This window comes from Paraburkholderia strydomiana, assembly GCF_046030495.1.
GTDB lineage: Bacteria > Pseudomonadota > Gammaproteobacteria > Burkholderiales > Burkholderiaceae > Paraburkholderia > Paraburkholderia strydomiana_A.
In genome coordinates this window covers 207,904-225,715 of the sequence record NZ_JAQQCJ010000011.1, presented here as the reverse complement: position 1 = coordinate 225,715, position 17,812 = coordinate 207,904, and the positions used below count along the sequence as shown (strand labels likewise).

General features: G+C 65.8%; 11 protein-coding genes. 2 read left to right on the top strand and 9 right to left on the bottom strand.

Annotated features, from left to right (window positions below; all coding sequences use genetic code 11):
• Nucleotides 1-72 precede the first annotated feature (72 nt).
• Complete coding sequence (locus PQQ53_RS17070; RefSeq protein WP_408325003.1) at nt 73-1,488, bottom strand: FAD-linked oxidase C-terminal domain-containing protein; 1,416 nt, start codon at nt 1,486-1,488, stop codon at nt 73-75.
• A gap of 467 nt (nt 1,489-1,955) precedes the next feature.
• Here PQQ53_RS17070 and PQQ53_RS17065 point away from each other — a divergent pair, with 467 nt between their 5' ends.
• Nucleotides 1,956-2,510 carry a cob(I)yrinic acid a,c-diamide adenosyltransferase gene (locus PQQ53_RS17065; RefSeq protein WP_408143553.1) on the top strand — a complete coding sequence of 185 codons (555 nt, stop codon included), beginning with the start codon at nt 1,956-1,958 and terminating at the stop codon, nt 2,508-2,510.
• 62 nt (nt 2,511-2,572) lie between these two features.
• Here the strand turns inward: PQQ53_RS17065 and PQQ53_RS17060 are convergent, their stop codons facing one another.
• The 6 genes from PQQ53_RS17060 to PQQ53_RS17035 all read right to left on the bottom strand — a co-directional run bounded on the left by PQQ53_RS17060 (nt 2,573) and on the right by PQQ53_RS17035 (nt 11,715).
• Complete coding sequence (locus tag PQQ53_RS17060) at nt 2,573-2,905, bottom strand: helix-turn-helix domain-containing protein (RefSeq protein WP_408154724.1); 333 nt, start codon at nt 2,903-2,905, stop codon at nt 2,573-2,575.
• A 3-nt stretch (nt 2,906-2,908) separates the two neighbouring features.
• The gene (locus PQQ53_RS17055; RefSeq protein WP_408154726.1) at nt 2,909-3,247 is read right to left on the bottom strand and encodes a type II toxin-antitoxin system RelE/ParE family toxin; all 339 of its coding nucleotides are present in this window, start codon (nt 3,245-3,247) and stop codon (nt 2,909-2,911) included.
• Nucleotides 3,248-3,433: 186 nt separating this feature from the next.
• Complete coding sequence (gene aroG / locus PQQ53_RS17050) at nt 3,434-4,507, bottom strand: 3-deoxy-7-phosphoheptulonate synthase AroG (protein ID WP_408143559.1); 1,074 nt, start codon at nt 4,505-4,507, stop codon at nt 3,434-3,436.
• A gap of 417 nt (nt 4,508-4,924) precedes the next feature.
• Nucleotides 4,925-6,391: a metalloprotease TldD gene (gene tldD / locus PQQ53_RS17045; RefSeq protein ID WP_408143561.1), complete on the bottom strand. Its 1,467-nt coding sequence runs from the start codon at nt 6,389-6,391 to the stop codon at nt 4,925-4,927.
• Nucleotides 6,392-6,473: 82 nt separating this feature from the next.
• Nucleotides 6,474-7,337 (bottom strand): carbon-nitrogen hydrolase family protein, encoded by an 864-nt coding sequence (locus PQQ53_RS17040; protein ID WP_408325001.1) that lies wholly within the window; start codon nt 7,335-7,337, stop codon nt 6,474-6,476.
• Between the two features lie 136 nt (nt 7,338-7,473).
• Nucleotides 7,474-11,715, bottom strand: coding sequence for a YhdP family protein (locus PQQ53_RS17035; RefSeq protein WP_408324999.1), 4,242 nt, complete (start codon nt 11,713-11,715; stop codon nt 7,474-7,476).
• 133 nt (nt 11,716-11,848) lie between these two features.
• Between PQQ53_RS17035 and glnE the strand changes: the two genes are divergently transcribed.
• Nucleotides 11,849-14,698, top strand: coding sequence for a bifunctional [glutamate--ammonia ligase]-adenylyl-L-tyrosine phosphorylase/[glutamate--ammonia-ligase] adenylyltransferase (glnE, locus tag PQQ53_RS17030; RefSeq protein ID WP_408154732.1), 2,850 nt, complete (start codon nt 11,849-11,851; stop codon nt 14,696-14,698).
• A gap of 117 nt (nt 14,699-14,815) precedes the next feature.
• Here glnE and recN read toward each other — a convergent pair whose 3' ends face one another.
• Both recN and PQQ53_RS17020 read right to left on the bottom strand, forming a co-directional pair.
• The gene (gene recN, locus PQQ53_RS17025; RefSeq protein ID WP_408324997.1) at nt 14,816-16,486 is read right to left on the bottom strand and encodes a DNA repair protein RecN; all 1,671 of its coding nucleotides are present in this window, start codon (nt 16,484-16,486) and stop codon (nt 14,816-14,818) included.
• An 82-nt stretch (nt 16,487-16,568) separates the two neighbouring features.
• Nucleotides 16,569-17,471, bottom strand: a complete 903-nt coding sequence (locus PQQ53_RS17020) for an NAD kinase (RefSeq protein ID WP_175158798.1) — start codon at nt 17,469-17,471, stop codon at nt 16,569-16,571.
• Nucleotides 17,472-17,812: the final 341 nt, after the last annotated feature.

Sequence of the window (17,812 nt, the reverse complement as noted above, 5' to 3'; positions counted from 1 at the left end):
GAGCTGCTTTGCTTCGACGCCGGCGCAGCGGCTCATGCAATGCGGCCGCGCCCGACAATGCCTAGGCCGTGCCTAGGCTGCCCAGGAGAAGATCTTGCCCGGGTTCATCAGGTTGTGCGGATCGAGTGCGTGCTTGATCGAGCGCATCGTATCGACGGCGACGTCGCCGTGTTCTTCGAGCAGAAAGCCCATCTTGTGCAGGCCGACGCCGTGCTCGCCGGTACAGGTGCCGTCCATGCGCAGCGCGCGTTGCACGATGCGATGGTTCAGACGCTCGGCTTCCGCAAGTTCTTCGGGCTTGTTCGGATCGATCAGGATCGCGACGTGGAAGTTGCCGTCGCCGACATGGCCGACGATCGGGCAGGGCAGCGGCGACGCTTTCAGGTCCTGCTCCGTTTCCATCACGCATTCGGCGAGACGCGAGATCGGCACGCAGACGTCGGTCGTGACGGCACGGCAGCCGGGCTTCAGTTGCAGCATCGCGAAATAGGCGTTGTGACGCGCGTTCCACAGGCGGCTGCGGTCTTCCGGGCGTGTCGCCCATTCGAAACCTTCACCGGCATTCTGCGCGGCGATCTCCTGGACCAGTTCGGCCTGCTCCTTCACGCTGGCCTCGGTGCCGTGAAATTCGAAGAACAGCGTGGGCGCTTCGCGCAGCGTCAGATTCGAATGGCGGTTGATCGAGCGGATCGCGAGCGCGTCGACGAATTCGACGCGCGCGATCGGCACGCCGATCTGGATCGTTTCGATGACCGCGCGCACTGCATCGCCCATCGACGCAAAGGCGCACACCGCGGCCGAGACCGCTTCCGGCTGTGGATACAGGCGCACGCTGATTTCGGTGATCACGCCGAGCGTGCCTTCCGAGCCGACGAACAGACGCGTCAGGTCGTAACCCGCCGACGACTTGCGCGCCCGCGTGCCGGTCTTGATCACGCGGCCATCGGCCAGTACGACGGTCAGGCCGAGCACGTTCTCGCGCATCGTGCCGTAGCGCACGGCGTTGGTGCCTGACGCGCGCGTGGCCGACATGCCGCCGATGCTCGCGTCCGCACCCGGGTCGATCGGAAAGAAGAGGCCGGTGTCGCGCAGCGCTTCGTTCAACTGCTTGCGCGAAATGCCGGGCTCGACGGTGACGGTGAGGTCTTCGGCGTTGATCGACAGCACGCGGTTCATTTCCGACAGATCGATCGACACGCCGCCTTGTACGGCGAGCAGATGTCCTTCGAGCGATGAACCGTTGCCGTATGGAATGATCGGCACGTTGTACTGGCCGCACAGTTTGACGGCGGCTTGCACGTCTTCGGTCGTGCGCGCGAAGACGACGGCGTCAGGCAGTTGGGGGTCGAACGGCGATTCGTCGCGGCCGTGGTGGGCACGCACGGCTTCGGCGACCGACACGCGCTCGCCGAAGGTCGCCTTGAGCGCATCGAGCAGCTCGGCGGGAAAAGGCCGGCGCAGCGGTGCCGGCGGTACGGGATGATTCACGCATGTCTCCTGTGTCGACCGGACTTAGCGCTTTAGCGCTTAGTCCGGTCCCATGCAATGCGGTCGACCGGACTTAGCGCTTTAGCGCTTAGTCCGGTCCCATGCAAAGCGGTCGACCGGACTTAGCGCTTTAGCGCTTAGTCCGGTCCCATGCAAAGCGGTCGACCGGAGCTAGCGCTTTAGCGCTTACCCCAGTCCCATGCAAAGCGGTCGACCGGCGTCGCGCAAAGCACCAACTCCGCTCCCATGAAAAACGACTGCCGATATTTCGGGCACAGCCTGTTTGCAGCAAGTACTTCATTTTACGCCGATCGTCCGCGGGGCGGCGTCAGGACCCCCACCGCTCCTATAATGGCGGCGACTTCACGATGCGCGCAATATGGATAAACGCGATGGCCAGCCGGCCGTTTTGCGTTGAGCCGTGCCATTTGCATGGACGCATCGCCACTGAAAGGATGGGAGACATCATGGGCAACCGCTTGAGCAAGATCGCGACCCGCACGGGCGATGACGGCACCACCGGACTGGGCGACGGCCGCCGCGTACGTAAGGACAGCGCGCGCATTGCCGCGATTGGCGACCTCGACGAACTCAATTCGAACCTCGGCGTGCTGTTGTGCGAAACGCTGCCTGACAGGGTGCGTGCGGCGCTGGTCGCGATCCAGCATGATCTGTTCGATCTCGGCGGCGAACTCTGCATTCCCGGTCACACGATAATCACCGACCGGCATCTCGCCCAACTCGACGACTGGCTCGCCGACTACAACGCGGCATTGCCGCCGCTGAAGGAGTTCATTCTGCCGGGCGGCTCGCGCTCGGCGGCGCTTGCGCATGTGTGCCGTACCGTTTGCCGCCGTGCCGAGCGGGCGATCGTGGCATTGGGAGAACACGAGCCGATCAACGCGGCGCCGCGTCAATACGTGAACCGGCTATCGGACCTGCTGTTCGTGCTCGCGCGCGTGCTCAATCGCGCTGACGGTGGCACGGACGTGCTGTGGCAGCACGATCGCAACGCGAGCTAGCGTGCGGACAGGTGCTTGCCTGGACGCCGCAACGGCTATGCCCGGCGGACAAGCGGCGCGCGTTAGCCGACGGCCAGCGTAACCGGCTTGCCGATACGGCTCATCATTTCGACTAGCGTGTCGATGGTGAACTTGGCGGTTTTCTTGTTGACCACGTCGGAGACGCGCGGACGCGACACCATGAGAATCTCGGCGGCCTCGGCCTGCTTCAGATGGTGTTGTTCGATCCAGCTGGAGAGCTCGGTCATCAATTGCTCTTTCAGCAACCGTGTGTCGTTGATCTGTTTTTGCGATGCGGCATGCAGGCGCTTCGCCTCGTCGGCGGAAAAGCCCAGTTCGAGGAACAGATTCGCACCGGGCCGGGTCACGTGACGAATTTTCGTGTCGATCGTCATTTGCTAAGTTTTCCTATTGTTGATGATGGCGCGGTAACGCGTTTCGGCAATCTTCCTGTCATGCGGCTCCAGCTTCTGCGTTTTCTTCTGGAAGCAGTGCAGCACATACAGCGCTTCGACGTACTTGGTCACATACATCACGCGAAAAATGTCGTCTGGATCCCTGATGCGGATTTCGCGAGTTCCGGCGCCGATCGAGTCGAACGGCTTCCAGTCGTCAGGGTCGAGCCCCGCCTGGATCTTGCCGAGCTGAAATCCCGCGCGACGACGTGGTTCTTCGGGAAAGGCGAGTAAATCGCGATAGCTGGACCCTAACCAGCGAATTTCTTTTTCCTGCTCCATAGTCGCCTTTCATGTACAAAATTTTATACTCAATGCTCCACCCGGTCAAGTCGTCCGCGACCCGGCGATGAGCTGTTACGGTACAGAGGCGGCATATGAAGCACCATTCGGCCGTTCGGCCAAAAAAAAGCCCGGCTCGACGAGCCGGGCTTTCTACGAATCTGCCTGAAGCAGCGTGGCAGCGCTTTAGTTGCCGCTGCCGCGCGCGACGCGCCGTTGCTTGACCGCCTCGGCGAGACCTTCGAGTACAGTGACGCTTTCGTCCCAGCCGATGCACGCATCGGTGATGCTCTGGCCGTACGTCAGCGCGCAGCCTTCCTGCAAATCCTGGCGGCCTGCCACCAGGTGCGACTCCACCATCACGCCGACAATCCGTTCGTCGCCCGAAGCAATCTGGCGGCCGATATCCGCGCACACCGGAATCTGGTTCTCGTGCTTCTTCGAGCTATTCGCGTGGCTCGCATCGATCATCAGGCGCGCCGCGAGACCGGCCTTGCCGATGTCCGCGCAAGCGGCGTTGACGCTGTCCGCGTCGTAATTCGGCGTCTTGCCGCCGCGCAGGATGATGTGGCAGTCCTCATTGCCGGCCGTCGACACGATCGCCGAGTGACCGCCCTTGGTGACCGACAGGAAATGGTGCGGCTGCGACGCGGCCTTGATCGCGTCGACCGCGATCTTGACGTTGCCGTCCGTGCCGTTCTTGAAGCCGACCGGGCACGACAGTCCCGACGCCAGTTCGCGATGCACCTGCGACTCGGTGGTGCGTGCGCCGATCGCCCCCCACGAAATCAGATCGGCGATGTATTGCGGGCTGATCATGTCGAGGTATTCGGTGCCGGCCGGCAGGCCCAGTTCGTTGATGCGCAACAGCAGTTCGCGCGCGGCGCGCAGGCCGTCGTTGATCTTGAAGCTGTTGTCCATGTGCGGGTCGTTGATGAGACCCTTCCAGCCGACCGTCGTGCGCGGCTTTTCGAAGTACACGCGCATCACGATTTCGAGTTCGCCGGCGAAGCGCTTGCGCTGCTCGATCAGGCGCCCGGCGTATTCCATCGCCGCCTTCGGATCGTGAATCGAACACGGCCCGATGATCACGATCAGCCGGTCTTCCATGCCATGCAGAATCCGGTGCATCGCGTTGCGCGAGTTGTAGATCACGTCGGACACCGTTTCGTCGCAGGCGAATTCGCGGATCAGGTGAGCGGGCGGCGTGAGTTCTTTCAATTCGCGAATGCGGACATCGTCGGTGTTGTGCGGGGGCATGTTGTTCTCCTGAATCGGTTCGTAGCGTGTTCGCGCGGGCAACGAAGGCTGTGATGAGGCAGCGTTGCCAGAGCGGACGACAATCAAAAAATGTTCAACGACAAAGTTCTAGATGCGGTTTGAACTGCGGTTGCAGATCTGTGAGGCGAAAAAAAACCGCCAGACTTAGCTGGCGGTTTTTCGGGAATTCTCGGTGTCCTGCGTGCACTAACACCCCTCTCGATCCGCCAGCGGTCTGAGATACCAAAAAAAGTAAAAGTAAAACTTGGCGGACATGGCGAAATGAGGTCGCTGGTCAAAAAGGGTGAGTGACTTTATAACCCGCTCAAGCTCGGATGACAAGCATAAGGGTATAAAAATGCGGAAAACCCGCATACTTCGCGCGTTGCATGCACGAAGTATGCGTTTGCTGGGGAGTCAGGCCGTGCCGCCCACCGTCATCCGGTCGATGCGCAGCGTCGGCTGGCCGACGCCCACCGGCACGCTCTGGCCTTCCTTGCCGCACACGCCGACGCCCGAATCGAGCTTCATGTCGTTGCCGATCATGCTCACGTACTTCAGCGATTCCGGACCGCTGCCGATCAGCGTCGCGCCCTTGACCGGGTACGTGATCTTGCCGTTTTCGATCATGTACGCCTCGGAGGCCGAGAACACGAACTTGCCGTTCGTGATGTCGACCTGCCCGCCGCCGAAGTTCACCGCATACAAGCCGTTCTTCACCGACGCGAGAATTTCCTGCGGGTCCTTGTCGCCGTTGAGCATGTACGTGTTGGTCATGCGCGGCATCGGCAGCGCCGCGTACGACTCGCGGCGCGCGTTGCCGGTGACCGGCATCTTCATCAGACGCGCGTTCAGCGTGTCCTGGATGTAGCCCTTCAGGATACCGTCCTCGATCAGCGTCGTGCACTGGGTCGGGTTGCCTTCGTCGTCGATATTGAGCGAGCCGCGGCGGTTCGGCAGCGTGCCGTCGTCGACCACGGTCACGCCCTTGGCGGCAACCTGTTCGCCGATACGTCCTGCAAATGCCGACGAACCCTTGCGGTTGAAGTCGCCTTCGAGGCCGTGGCCGATCGCTTCGTGCAGCAGCACGCCGGGCCAGCCCGGTCCGAGCACGACGGTCATCGCGCCAGCCGGCGCCGGACGCGCGTCGAGGTTGACCAGCGCCGCATGCACCGCGTCGTCGACATAGCGCGACAGCACTTCGTCGGTGAAATAGCCGTAATCGAAACGGCCGCCGCCGCCGCCGCTGCCGATTTCGCGGCGGCCGTTCTGCTCGGCGATCACCGTGACCGACACGCGCACGAGCGGGCGAATGTCAGCCGCGAAGCCGCCGTCGCTGCGCGCGACCAGCACCACGTCGTATTCGCCGGCGAGGCCCGCCATCACCTGCTGGATGCGCGGATCGCGGCCACGCGCCATCTGTTCGATGCGCTCGAGCAGCTTGACCTTGGCGGTCGCGTCGAGCGAATGGAGCGGGTCGGACGGCAGGTACAGATCGCGCCCGGCGATGCCGGTGAGCGACGTGGCTGCCTTGATCTTCTGCTTGCCGCCGCCCGCCTTGGCAATCGAACGGGTGGCGAGCGCCGCCTGACGAATCGCTTCGGGCGACAGATCGTCCGAATAGGCGAAAGCGGTGCGGTCGCCCGACACGGCGCGCACGCCGACGCCCTGGTCGATGCTGAAGCTGCCCGATTTCACGATGCCTTCTTCGAGACTCCACGCTTCGCTGCGCGTGTACTGGAAGTACAGGTCCGCGTAGTCGATCTTGTGCGTGAAGATTTCGGCGAGCGTGCGGGTGAGCAGGGATTCGTCGAGACCGTAGGGCGTCAGGAGGATGTCCTTGGCGGTGGCGAGATTACGGATACCGGGTTCGATGATGTTCATGCGAAGTATGTTCTGCTCGATAGGAGTCGGTTAGCGCCGGAGCCACTATATGCGTGACCGGCGCCGCAGTTTCAATGTCGTTTCAGCTGAGCACGCGATGACGCCAGGCGGGCAAACTCTGTCGCACTTCGTCGATGCGAGCACGCTCGAGATTGCCGGCGACCACGCCGGCCCCTTCGTCGCGCACTGCGACGATGTCGCCCCATGGGTCGATCAGCATGCTGTGGCCCCAGGTACGGCGGCCGTTCTCATGTTTACCGCCTTGCGCCGCGGCCAGCACGTAACACTGGTTTTCGACTGCCCGGGCGCGCAGCAGCGTTTCCCAATGCGCGCGGCCGGTGGTGTAGGTGAAGGCGGACGGCACCACGATCAGCGCGCAATCGCCCATGCGCCGGTACAGCTCCGGAAAGCGCAGATCGTAGCAGACCGACAGGCCCACGCGGCCGAACGGCGCCTCGAAGCTGCGGACCTCGCCGCCGGGGCAGATGGTGCGCGCCTCGTCGAACGATTCTTCGCCCTTCTCGAAGTTGAACAGATGAATCTTGTCGTAGCGCGCGGCTTCGTTGCCTTGCGGGTCGAACACCAGCGTGGTGTTCAGTACGCGCGATGCTTCCGGCGCGGTAATCGGCAGCGTACCGCCGATCAGCCAGATCTGGTGGCGGCAGGCGGCATCGGCGAGAAAACGCTGGATCGGGCCGTCCTTGTAGGGCTCGCGCACGGCCAGTTTGTCCGTGTCCTTGAAGCCCATGAAGCAGAAGTATTCGGGCAGCAGCACGAGTTGCGCGCCGTCGGCGGCGGCTTCGGCGATCAGGCGCTGCGCTTCGGCCAGATTGCGTTCGCGATCCGGCGTGCTCACCATCTGCAGCGCGGAGATCCGGAAGGTGCTTGGCGGGGAACCGCTGGACGCCGCGGTGGACGAGGGGGGAAAGACGTGTGTTTCGCTCATGAGCGTTTCGAAAAACTCCCGGCAAGGCGGCGGCGCGAACTGCTGCGCCGCTTACGTCGTTCAGGGCTGGCTGGGGCCGCCGCCGCGGCACTGGGCGCTCGGCCGGCCATAAAAGCAACCGGAGGCCGGATAAAACTCAGTGCGCTTCAACGGTCGAAGCCGGAACGTCCATATTACCGCGATCGCCCGTCACCCGCTCGACGTGCGGTTTCGACCACGAACCGGTGATCGCGTACTCGCGCGCGAACACGTGCGAGACCGAGTGGGTAAGCGCCAGATCGGCCACTAGCGCGCCCAGCCCGAAAAACGGATTAATGACCGCCGCGGCGATCACCCCGGCGCCCATGCTCACGGTCGGCGTGACGTGGAGATGCATGTCCTGGGACTTCTGCGCGAGATCGACTGTGCCCGTCATGTCGACGCGCGCCGGCGCGGTCACCATCCTGAAGTTGTCCGTTCGGCCGATGCCGTTGTGAATCTGCGCGGTAGCGGTGACGCTGGAAAACGGCAGCCCTTCGCCGATCACGTCGCGGAAATCCAGCGTCGCGATACGCGCGAGGCTTTGCAGGCTGAGCACGCCCAGCAGCGTGGCGACGCCAGGGTCGATCTTGAGGATCTGGCCGTGGTGCAGGTCCGCCGCCAGATTGCCGTTGAGCGTCGGAAAGTCGATCACGGCCGGGGCGCCGAGCCATGCCAGCTTGCCCGACAGCGAGCCCGTGCCGCCCTTGATGGTGCGCGGCAGGCCGAAGCGCTCGATCAGCGCACCGGCGTCCTTGATGTCGAGCTTGAAATCGAACACGGTGCGGCGCGGCGTGGTTTCGTCGGCGGCGGCGCCCAGTTCCGTCGAAGTGCGCCAATTCGCGGTGGCGGTCAGCGTGGCGGCGGGATTCGTGATGTCGAGCTTGTCGAGCTGCCAGACCGGCACGCCGTCTTCCTCGAAGTTGTGCGCGTCGACTTCGAGCCGGCCGACGTTGCGCTCGCGCACGATCAGCTCGTTGACCACCAGATCGATCGACGGCATGTTCTGCGCGGGCGCCGACATCGCCGGGCCGAGCAGGTCCTTGTCCTCGACCGACGGAATCACGACGCGCGCAAAGCGCGCCTGCAGGGCGCCCGGCGATCCGCGAGTGGCGCCCGGCAGCCACGACACGTGGCCGGAGACCTGGTTCGACGCGATGTTCGCCTGCCATTTGCCGTCCGCATGCGACGCGCCGACGATCACGTCGTCCCAGTGGCGCTTGAGCAGCGTCAGGGTATCGATGTGCAGCGCGAAGCGGTTCGGCAGGAATTGCGTGACGGCCGGATTCGGCGCAGCCGGCGGTGTGGCCGCCACAGGGGCGGGCGCAGTGGGCGCAATGGGCGGGTTCCCCGGCGGGGAGTTCGAAGCGGTGCCCTGGGTGCGCATCTGCGTGACGAGCGCGCGCCACGCGTCGGCGTCGAACGCCGGCAGGTCGACGGCGGCAACCACGCCTTCGGACGGCAGATCGGCGGGCTTGTTCACGCCGATCGCGCCGCGCACGACCGTCGGCATCGCTTTCGGTTGATAGCGCAGCAGATACGCGGCGGCGATCGGGCCGAAGGTCAGGTCGGCGCGTTCCAGACCGGCTTCGCCCGGCGCCGCGGACGGGTTGACGGCGAAGTGCAGCGGCATCGGCGCGCCGGCCGGCTTGTCGAACGGCGCCGGGAAGTCGAGCGCGAGCCCGGTCAGATCGGAGTTCGCGGTCACTTCCGGCAAGCTGCCCTTGGCGCCGCGCACGTTCAGCGCGTAGGGTGCCGTGCCGCTCAGGCGCGTCAGCACCTGCGCGGCCGGACCATGCAGATCGAGGCCGCGCGCCGCGTCGACGGCGATATGGCCGTCGAGCGCCAGCGCGTACGTGCCGTTCTGCCGCAGCCCGCCGTTGGCATGCACATCGCCGCCGAGGAACTGTGCGGAGAGCCGGTCGACCTGGGCCGTCCGCTCGGTGAAACGCACCCGGCCGTTCAGTTGCGACAACGGCGGTACGTGCGGCACGCTCAGCCGGTTGTTCAGGAAGCCGACCGCGCCTTCCACGCCGATATGCGGTTTCGGCGTGCGCGGCACCGTCAGCTTGAGTGCGAGCGACGCGGGCCCTTCGGCGCGAATCTTTTCGGTCTGGTGCCGCGCCATGATGCCGAGCGAGCTGCCGTTCACGTAGTCGAGCATGTCGGCGAGCGGCCCGCGCCCATTACCCTGGATGACGAGATTCGAGCCACGGTTGCCGAGGTCGTCGATCTTGCCGTTGACGCCGGTCAGCGCAACGCGCCTGTACCGCCCGCGGGCGATGTCGAAGCGCATCACGTTCTGCTTGAGTTCGAACACGCCGTCGATGCCGTCGAGCGGCGGCCACACGTTCGGCGTGCCGTTGCGCATATTGCGCGGCGGGTAGGGCGAAGGATCGAACTTGCCGCCCTTGAAAGGCGCGACGATATGGAAGATGCCGGCGTCGGGATCGCGCGAGTACGGGAACTTGGTCAGGTCGCCGTGCACTTCGATCGTCGCGCCCTGCGAGATGCCCGCCTGCAGCCCGTGGCCCAGATAGATGCGCAGCTTTTCGCTGATGCTGGTCGGCAGATAGCGGGTGATGCGCGTCACCTGGGCGCGCTGGAAGTCGGCCTTCAGATCGAGCGAGCCGCGGCCGTGACCGGGGTTGCTGTAGCTGGCGCTCGCGGTGGCCGCGACGTCTGCGTTCGAGACAGCGAAATCGGCCACCTTCACTGCGAATCCCGGGCGGTTCTCGCCGGGCGCCTTCGGCGTGATGGTCCAGTCGGCGCGGCCATGCAGACGGTCGAGCTTCAGGCGCGGATCGTCGAACACGCCCGGCAGCGTGATGGCCACGTTGGACGTGTCGAGACGCGCGGTGCCGTGGTTTTCGTCGGCGTCGACGCTGCCCCACAGATTTTCGATGCCGGGTATGCCCGCGCGCGGGTGATTGCGCGCGGTGAGTCCCGGCGGCGGTTCCTGGGCGGCCACGCTGATGCCCTGCAGATCGCCCTTGAAGCGATAACGCTCGATCGGCTCCGCACCGGTCGCGTGCCGATCGCCGCCCACTTCGCCCGTCTCCGGCTTGCCGCGCTCGACTTCGATCACGTAGTTGGCCATGAGGCCGCGCGGATTGAAGCGCACCAGGTTGTTCAGCAGACGCTGCGGCAGCGGCAGCGCGCGGCTGAATTCCGCGAGGATGCCCAGGTCGACGCGGTCGCCGGCGACGCTCACGAGTTGCCCGTGCTGCTGCGACGCCGTCCGGTAGCGGCCGTCGAGCGCCGCGAACTGGAGCGTGCGGGTGAGCGGCGTGCCGTCGTCGAGCGGCGGCTGACCGAGCTCGGCGCGCAGGTCGGTGAGTTGCAGCCGGTAGTCGCCCTGCTGGGCGACGTCGAGGCGCCACGAGAAATGAGCGACCGGCAGCAGCAGCTTGGGCTGCGTCGGACGCACCCGCAGCGCGACGTCGGCGCCGGTCAGCTTGCCGCTCGCCGTCTTCATGCGGCCCTCGGAGAAGTCGGCCCAGATCGCGTTGTCGATGCGGCCGGCGAACGTCTCGATCGGGAAATCGATGTAGCGCGCGAGCGTCGGCAGATCGACCGGGCCCGTCGACATGTACACCTGCCCGGTCCAGTTGATCGGCTTGCCCATCGCGCTGAGCGGCGCGTGCCTGAAATGCGTGCGGAAGTCGATCGGGCCGTGCAGCACCTGGCCGTCCGCGGGCGCCTGCAGCGCGAGCCGATGGTCGTAGCCGTCGTTCAGAATCGCGATGCGGATGTCGCGCAGCGCGAGTTCCGGCGCGGTGTGTTGCGCATCGCGCCAGCGCAGCACGCCGCCGCGCAGCACGATCGCCTGCTGGCGCAGCAGCCAGGTGGAGAGCGTGTCGTTGCCGCTATGACGGGTCGGCACCGGCACGCCCGCGACCGACAGCACGCCGTCGGCATTGCGCGAGACCAGCACGTCGGGTTGATCGACGATCAGGCTGGAGAGCGCCGGATGAAACTGCCAGAGCGATCGCCACGACAGCGTGGCGGTGGCGTGCGGAATCGTCAGCGCGGGTTTGCCTTCGTGATCGCGGATCACGAGACTGGTCACGTCGACGCCCGGCTGAAAACCGCTCCAATGCGGCGCCAGCTTGCCGATGGTGAACTGCGTGCGCAGCTTCTCGGAAACGACCGCTTCGATGCGCGGGCGGAACGAGTCGATACGCGGCAGCACGACGTAGCGCAAGCCGAGAAACAGGGCCGTGGCGATGAAGTAGAGGACCAGCGCGATGACGAGGACGACGCGCAAAGTCCGACGCAGCACGATGTGGTCGTGTCCGCTCACAGGTCCGACCTGCCCGGGTTCGTGCTGCTCGGCGGATTCGTTTCGCTCGGACATGCTGCGGCGGGTGGGCGATATGGTAGTTTTGCGAATTAACGACGAAATGTAACACACGGCAAAGGGTCAGCGGACTTCCGGCAAACCCTGTCTGCGCGCCGCCTCAAGGCCTGCATCGGCGCGCCGGGCCGAGGTGTTACAGCGGATTGAACCACGCTATCCAAGCAACGAGCGAGCCAGACCTTTGATGACTGACGCCACACTCCTGAGTTCCAGCTATTCACACTATGCCGCGCGTGCCGCGGCGGCCCGTCCGGCACTCGTCGCGCACGTGGCGGCGCTGGCGAGCGCGCGGCTGACCCGCGAGCGCATCGACGCGCGTCTCGACGCGTTGTGCGCCGAAGCGGCCGGCGCCGCTGGCGCGCCGCTGAACGAGGATGCACTCAAACGGGCCTTGCGCCAACTGCGTACCGAGGTGTTTTGCGCGGTGATGGAGCGCGATCTGACGGGTGAGGCGGACATCGCCGAAGTCACCGGGGCGATGACGGATCTGGCGGAAACGACGATCCAGCGCGCGCTTGCGGTGCTGTCCGCCGAGCTGGAAACGCTCTATGGCGAACCGCGCGGCCCGCAGGGCGAGCGGCTCGCGCTCGGCGTGGTGGGCATGGGCAAGCTGGGGGGACGCGAGTTGAACGTGTCGTCGGACATCGACCTGATCTTCGTCTATGAAGAGGACGGTGAGACGGCGGGCGGCCAGCGTTCGCCGATCGCGACGCAGGACTTCTTCACGCGCCTCGGCAAGCGTCTGATTGGCGCGCTCGCCGAAGTCACCGCCGACGGCTACGTGTTCCGGGTCGACATGCGCCTGCGGCCGAACGGCGACTCCGGGCCGCTCGTGTGCAGCATCGGCATGCTCGAAGAGTATTTCTACGTGCAGGGCCGCGAGTGGGAGCGCTATGCGTGGATCAAGGGCCGGCTCGTATCGGAAGGCGCGAGCGACGCGGCGCAGCGGCTGCAGAAGCAGCTCGACGCGATCGTCACGCCGTTCGTCTACCGCCGCTATCTCGACTTCGGCGTGATCAGCGCGATTCGCGCGCTGCATCTGCAGATTCGCCAGGAGGCGCAGCGCCGCGCGTCGATGCGGCCCGACAAGGCCGACGACATCAAGCTCGGGCGCGGCGGCATCCGCGAAATCGAATTCAGCGCGCAGGTGTTCCAGCTGATTCGCGGCGGCCAGGACGCGGGCTTTCGCGTGCGGCCGACGCTCGCCGTGTTGCGGCACGCGGCCGCGCATGGGCTGCTGGATACGTCGGTGTGCGAGAAGCTGTCAGTCGCTTACCGGTTCCTGCGCGAACTCGAGCACCGTCTGCAATACCGCAACGATGCGCAAACCCACGCGATGCCGGTCGACCCGGAAGAGCGCGCGGCGCTCGCGCGCACGATGGGTTGCGACGACTACGCGGCACTCATGGCGAAGCTCGATGCGCATCGCGAATTCGTCGAACAGCAGTTCGACCAGATTTTCGCCGACAAGGTGAGCGGCCGCGACGGCTGCGGCGCGCCTGAAGACGGCGCTGCCGCATGGGTGTGGAGCAGCGCGCTCGCCGACGACAGCGCCGACGAAGCATTGCGCGCGCGTCTCATCGAACTCGGTGTGGCCGAGCCGGGCGAGCTGCTCGCGCGCTTGCGCGCGGTGTGGCAGTCGTCGCGTTACGCGGGGCTCGCCGAGCGCAGCCGGCAACGTTTCGACATCGTCGCGCAGCGAGCGCTGGAAGCCGCGCGTACGCTCGAGCCACCCGAGCGGCGCGGCGACACGGTCGCGCGCCTGTTCGATCTGCTCGAAGCGGTGAGCCGGCGCGGCGCCTACCTCGCGCTGCTGACCGAGTATCCGCAGGCGCTGCACCAGGTGCTGTCGGTGCTGGGCGGCTCGCGCTGGGCAGCCGGTTATCTGATCCGCCATCCGCAACTGCTCGACGAACTGCTCGACGACGAAGCGATCAACAGTCCGTTCGACTGGCCCGAATTCAAGCGCACGCTGCGCTTGCGGCTGGCCGCCGCCGACGGCGTCGAGCAGCAGATGGATCTGCTGCGCCACGCGCACCAGGCCGAGGTATTCCGCATTCTGCTGATCGATCTCGCCGGCAAGCTGAGCGTCGAGCACGTGAGCGACCGGTTGTCCGAACTCGCCGACGCCGTGCTCGACGTCACGCTCGAAGCGGTCTGGAAACAGTTGTCGAAGCGCCACCGCGAGGTGCCGCGTTTCGCGGTGATTGCCTACGGCAAGCTGGGCGGCAAGGAGTTGGGCTACGCGTCCGACCTCGACGTGATCTTCCTGTACGACGATCCCGACGACGCCGCGGCCGACGTCTACGCCACCTACACCCGCCGCCTGATCACCTGGCTGACCACCGCGACCGGCGCCGGCACGTTGTTCGATGTCGACCTGCGCTTGCGGCCGAACGGCGAGTCGGGCCTGCTCGTCACGGACCTCGACGCGTTCCGCCGCTACCAGTTGCGCGAAGGCGACGCGGCCAACACCGCGTGGGTCTGGGAGCATCAAGCGCTGAGCCGGGCGCGTTACTGCGCGGGCGATGCCGGGATCGGCGCGAAGTTCGAGGCGATCCGCGAGCAGGTGTTGACCACGCCGCGCGACGCGGTGCCGCTCGCGAAGGAGATCGTCGAGATGCGCGAGCGCGTTGGGGCGGGGCATCCGAACCACACGCCGGCGCTGTTCGATCTGAAGCACGACCGTGGCGGGATGGTCGATATCGAATTCACCGTGCAGTACTGGGTGCTGCTGCACGCGGCCCGCGATCCCGAACTGATCCGCAATACCGGCAACATCGCGTTGCTGCGCGAAGTGTCGCGCTTCGGCCTGATGAGCGAGGAAGAGGCCGAGACGGTCGGCGCGGCGTATCGCACGTATCGCAAGTTGCAGCACAAGCTGCGGCTCGACGGGATGGAGAAGGCGCGCGTCGATCCGGCGCTGGTCGGCACCGAGCGCGCAGCGGTGCTGGCGTTGTGGAAGCGGGTGTTCGGGTGAGAGGGTGTGCTGCGTGACGTGAGAGTGGGGCGGCGGGCGTAATCGATGCCCGCCTTGCTCACGAGGCGTCGAAGTACTGGTCGGCGGCCGAGGTGAGCGCCTCCCGGCCGCGCGGTTTCAGGCGGCCAGCATTTCCTTCGCGTGCTTGCGCGTGGTCGCGGTGATTTCCAGCCCGCCGAGCATCCGCGCGACTTCCTCGACGCGGTTCGCCTTGTCGAGCGAGATGACGCTGCTCACCGTGCCGCCCTTGCCGTTGCCGGCTTTCGCCACCTGGAAATGGTGGTCGCCGCGCGCGGCGACTTGCGGCAAGTGGGTCACGCACAGCACCTGGCGTGCTTGCCCGAGCTGATGCAACAGCCGCCCCACCACTTCGGCGACGCCGCCGCCGATGCCGGTATCCACTTCGTCGAAGATCAGCGTGGGTGTCGGGCTGGCGGCGCTGGCGATGACCGCCAGCGCGAGGCTGATACGCGCCAGTTCGCCGCCCGAGGCGACCTTGGCGAGCGGTCGCAACGGCACGCCGGCGTGACCCGCGACGCGGAACTCGACCTGCTCCAAACCATGCGCGCCGCCCTCGGGCAGCGGCACTAGCGCGACTTCGAAGCTGCCGCCTTTCATCGACAGTTCCTGCATGCCGGTGGTGACCGCCGCGCCCAACGCGGTGCCGGCTTTCGCACGCGCCTTTGAGAGTTTCTTCGCCTCGGCCAGGTACGCTTCCCTGGCCTTCGCCTCTGCGGCGTGCAGGCTGTCGAGATCCGCGGCGGCGTCGAGCGCGTCCAGTTGCGCGCGCCGCGCCTGATGTTCGTCGGGGAGCGTCTGTGGCTGCAGGCGGAACTTGCGCGCGGCCGAGTGCAGCGCATCGAGGCGCTTTTCGACTTGCGCGAGGCGGTCCGGATCGAGTTCGAGCTTTTGCGCGTAATGACTCAGCGAGTACGCCGCTTCCTGCAACTGGATTTCGGCGGGTTCGAGCGCGGCGAGGACGTCGTTCAGCGCAGGATCGATCTCGGCCAGGTTGCGCACCTTCGACACGATCGACGCGAGGTGGGTGATCATCGCCTCGTCCGACTCGGACAGGGCGCCGAGCGCGCCTTGCACGCCGTCGATCAGATTGGCCGAATGGGACAAACGATGGTGCTCGGCGTTGACCTCTTCCCATTCGCCCGGTTGCGGCGCGAGCTTGTCCAGTTCGGTGAGCTGCCAGGCGAGCCGCTCGCGCTCCAGCTGCAACTCGCGGTCGCGGGTCTGTGCGTGTTCGATCGCCTGAACCTTCTCGCGCCACGTGCGCCACGCGCGTGTGACGGTGGCGGCGGTGTCGGACAGACCCGCGTGGGTATCGAACAGTTCGCGTTGCGCGTCGGGGCGCATCAGCAACTGGTGCGCGTGCTGGCCGTGAATGTCCACCAGCATCTCGCCCACCTCGCGCAACTGTGCGAGTGTGGCGGCCGTGCCGTTGATGAACGCGCGCGAGCGGCCGTTGGCGTCCACTACCCGCCGCAGCATCACGGTACCGCCATGCTCGTCGCTGTCGGCGGTGGCGCCGAGCGCCTGCTCGTCGAGCCATTGCTCGACCTGCGCATGGGTCTCGAACTCCGCGGTGATGTCGGCACGGCTCTCGCCGGTGCGTACGACGCTCGCGTCGGCGCGCGCGCCGAGCGCGAGTGCCAGCGCGTCGATCAGGATCGACTTGCCGGCGCCGGTTTCGCCCGAGAAAACAGTAAAGCCGCTGTCGAATTCGAGGTCGAGCGCGGCGACGATGACGAAGTCGCGTATCGAGAGGTGGCGAAGCATGGAGGTCGTCTGATGAGCTTGAAATTCAGGTTTCGGCAGCGGCGGTAGCTTGGGCCTTGGCGTTCCGGCGTGACTGCGCCGCTCAGGGCTTGGGATCTTCTTCGTGCGACGGGTATTCGTTCCAGTGCAGCTTCTTGCGCAGCGTGGCGTAGTGGCTGTAGCCGACCGGATGCAGCATCGGCACCGTATGACGCGAGCGGCGCACCTCGATCGTGTCGCTCAACTCCAGCGAGGTGAACGACTGCATGTCGAAATTGACGTTCACTTCGCGCCCGGAGACGATCTGGATGCTCACCTTCGAGTCGTCCGGCAGCACGATCGGCCGGTTCGACAGCGCGTGCGGCGCGATCGGCACGAGCACGATGCCCTGCAATTGCGGATGCAGAATGGGGCCCTGCGACGACAGCGCGTAAGCGGTCGAGCCGGTCGGCGTGGCGACGATCAGGCCGTCCGATCGCTGGTTGTACATGAAGCGCCCGTCGACCGAGACGTGCAGTTCCGCCATCCCCGAAAAGCCGCTGCGGTTGACCACCACGTCGTTGAAGGCCAGCGCGTGATAGATCGGATTGCCGTCGCGCATGATGCGCGCTTCGAGCAGCAGGCGTTCTTCGCGCTCGAAATTGCCGGACAGCATTTGCGGCACGATCTCGCGCATGTCGGAGATCGGGATGTCCGTGATGAAACCGAGCCGCCCATGATTGATGCCGATGAGCGGCGTGCGGTACGGCGCAAGCTGACGGCCGATGCCGAGCATCGTGCCGTCGCCGCCCAGCACCACGGCGACGTCGGCGCGCGCGCCGATCTCGGCGGGACGCAGCGCCGGATAGTCGGTGATGCCGATTTCCGCGGCGGTGTCGGCCTCGAACACGACTTCGAAGCCGCGTTTCGCGATGCACGAGGCGAGCGCGGTCAGCGGCTCGCCGATACCTGGCGTATTGTTGCGCCCGACGAGCGCGACGGTCTTGAACTGGCTGGTCACTTGCATGCCGGCATTACACCATAGGTGGGGCCTGAAAAGAACCGCAGACAGACCCGGTGGCGGGCCGGCATGGCGGGGCGCCGGCGCATGCCGCGATTATCGTTAGAATGGTGAAGCCTTGATGACATGCGCGCCGATTAAAGTGTGAGGGCGGGCTGCCGATCAACTTGCGCCGACGCTGGCCGCAAGGAGCTTGCGAATGTCGGCGCAAGAGGGGATCGGAGCGATGTGCAGCGTCGCGCCAGAGCGCCGGCCGGACGGCGCCCCGGCAAGCAGTGGCGTATTCGTCGCGGGCAGGCGCCGTTAGCGCTCGCGGTAGTCCCGGCATTAAGCTAAAATTTTTCCTC

Coding starts and splice junctions, on each gene's coding strand:
- PQQ53_RS17065 (WP_408143553.1), top strand. CDS start 1,956: ATGGGCAACCGCTTGAGCAAGATCGCGACCCGCACGGGCGATGACGGC.
- PQQ53_RS17060 (WP_408154724.1), bottom strand. CDS start 2,905: ATGACGATCGACACGAAAATTCGTCACGTGACCCGGCCCGGTGCGAAT.
- PQQ53_RS17055 (WP_408154726.1), bottom strand. CDS start 3,247: ATGGAGCAGGAAAAAGAAATTCGCTGGTTAGGGTCCAGCTATCGCGAT.
- aroG (WP_408143559.1), bottom strand. CDS start 4,507: ATGCCCCCGCACAACACCGACGATGTCCGCATTCGCGAATTGAAAGAA.
- tldD (WP_408143561.1), bottom strand. CDS start 6,391: ATGAACATCATCGAACCCGGTATCCGTAATCTCGCCACCGCCAAGGAC.
- PQQ53_RS17040 (WP_408325001.1), bottom strand. CDS start 7,337: ATGAGCGAAACACACGTCTTTCCCCCCTCGTCCACCGCGGCGTCCAGC.
- PQQ53_RS17035 (WP_408324999.1), bottom strand. CDS start 11,715: ATGTCCGAGCGAAACGAATCCGCCGAGCAGCACGAACCCGGGCAGGTC.
- recN (WP_408324997.1), bottom strand. CDS start 16,486: ATGCTTCGCCACCTCTCGATACGCGACTTCGTCATCGTCGCCGCGCTC.
- PQQ53_RS17020 (WP_175158798.1), bottom strand. CDS start 17,471: ATGCAAGTGACCAGCCAGTTCAAGACCGTCGCGCTCGTCGGGCGCAAC.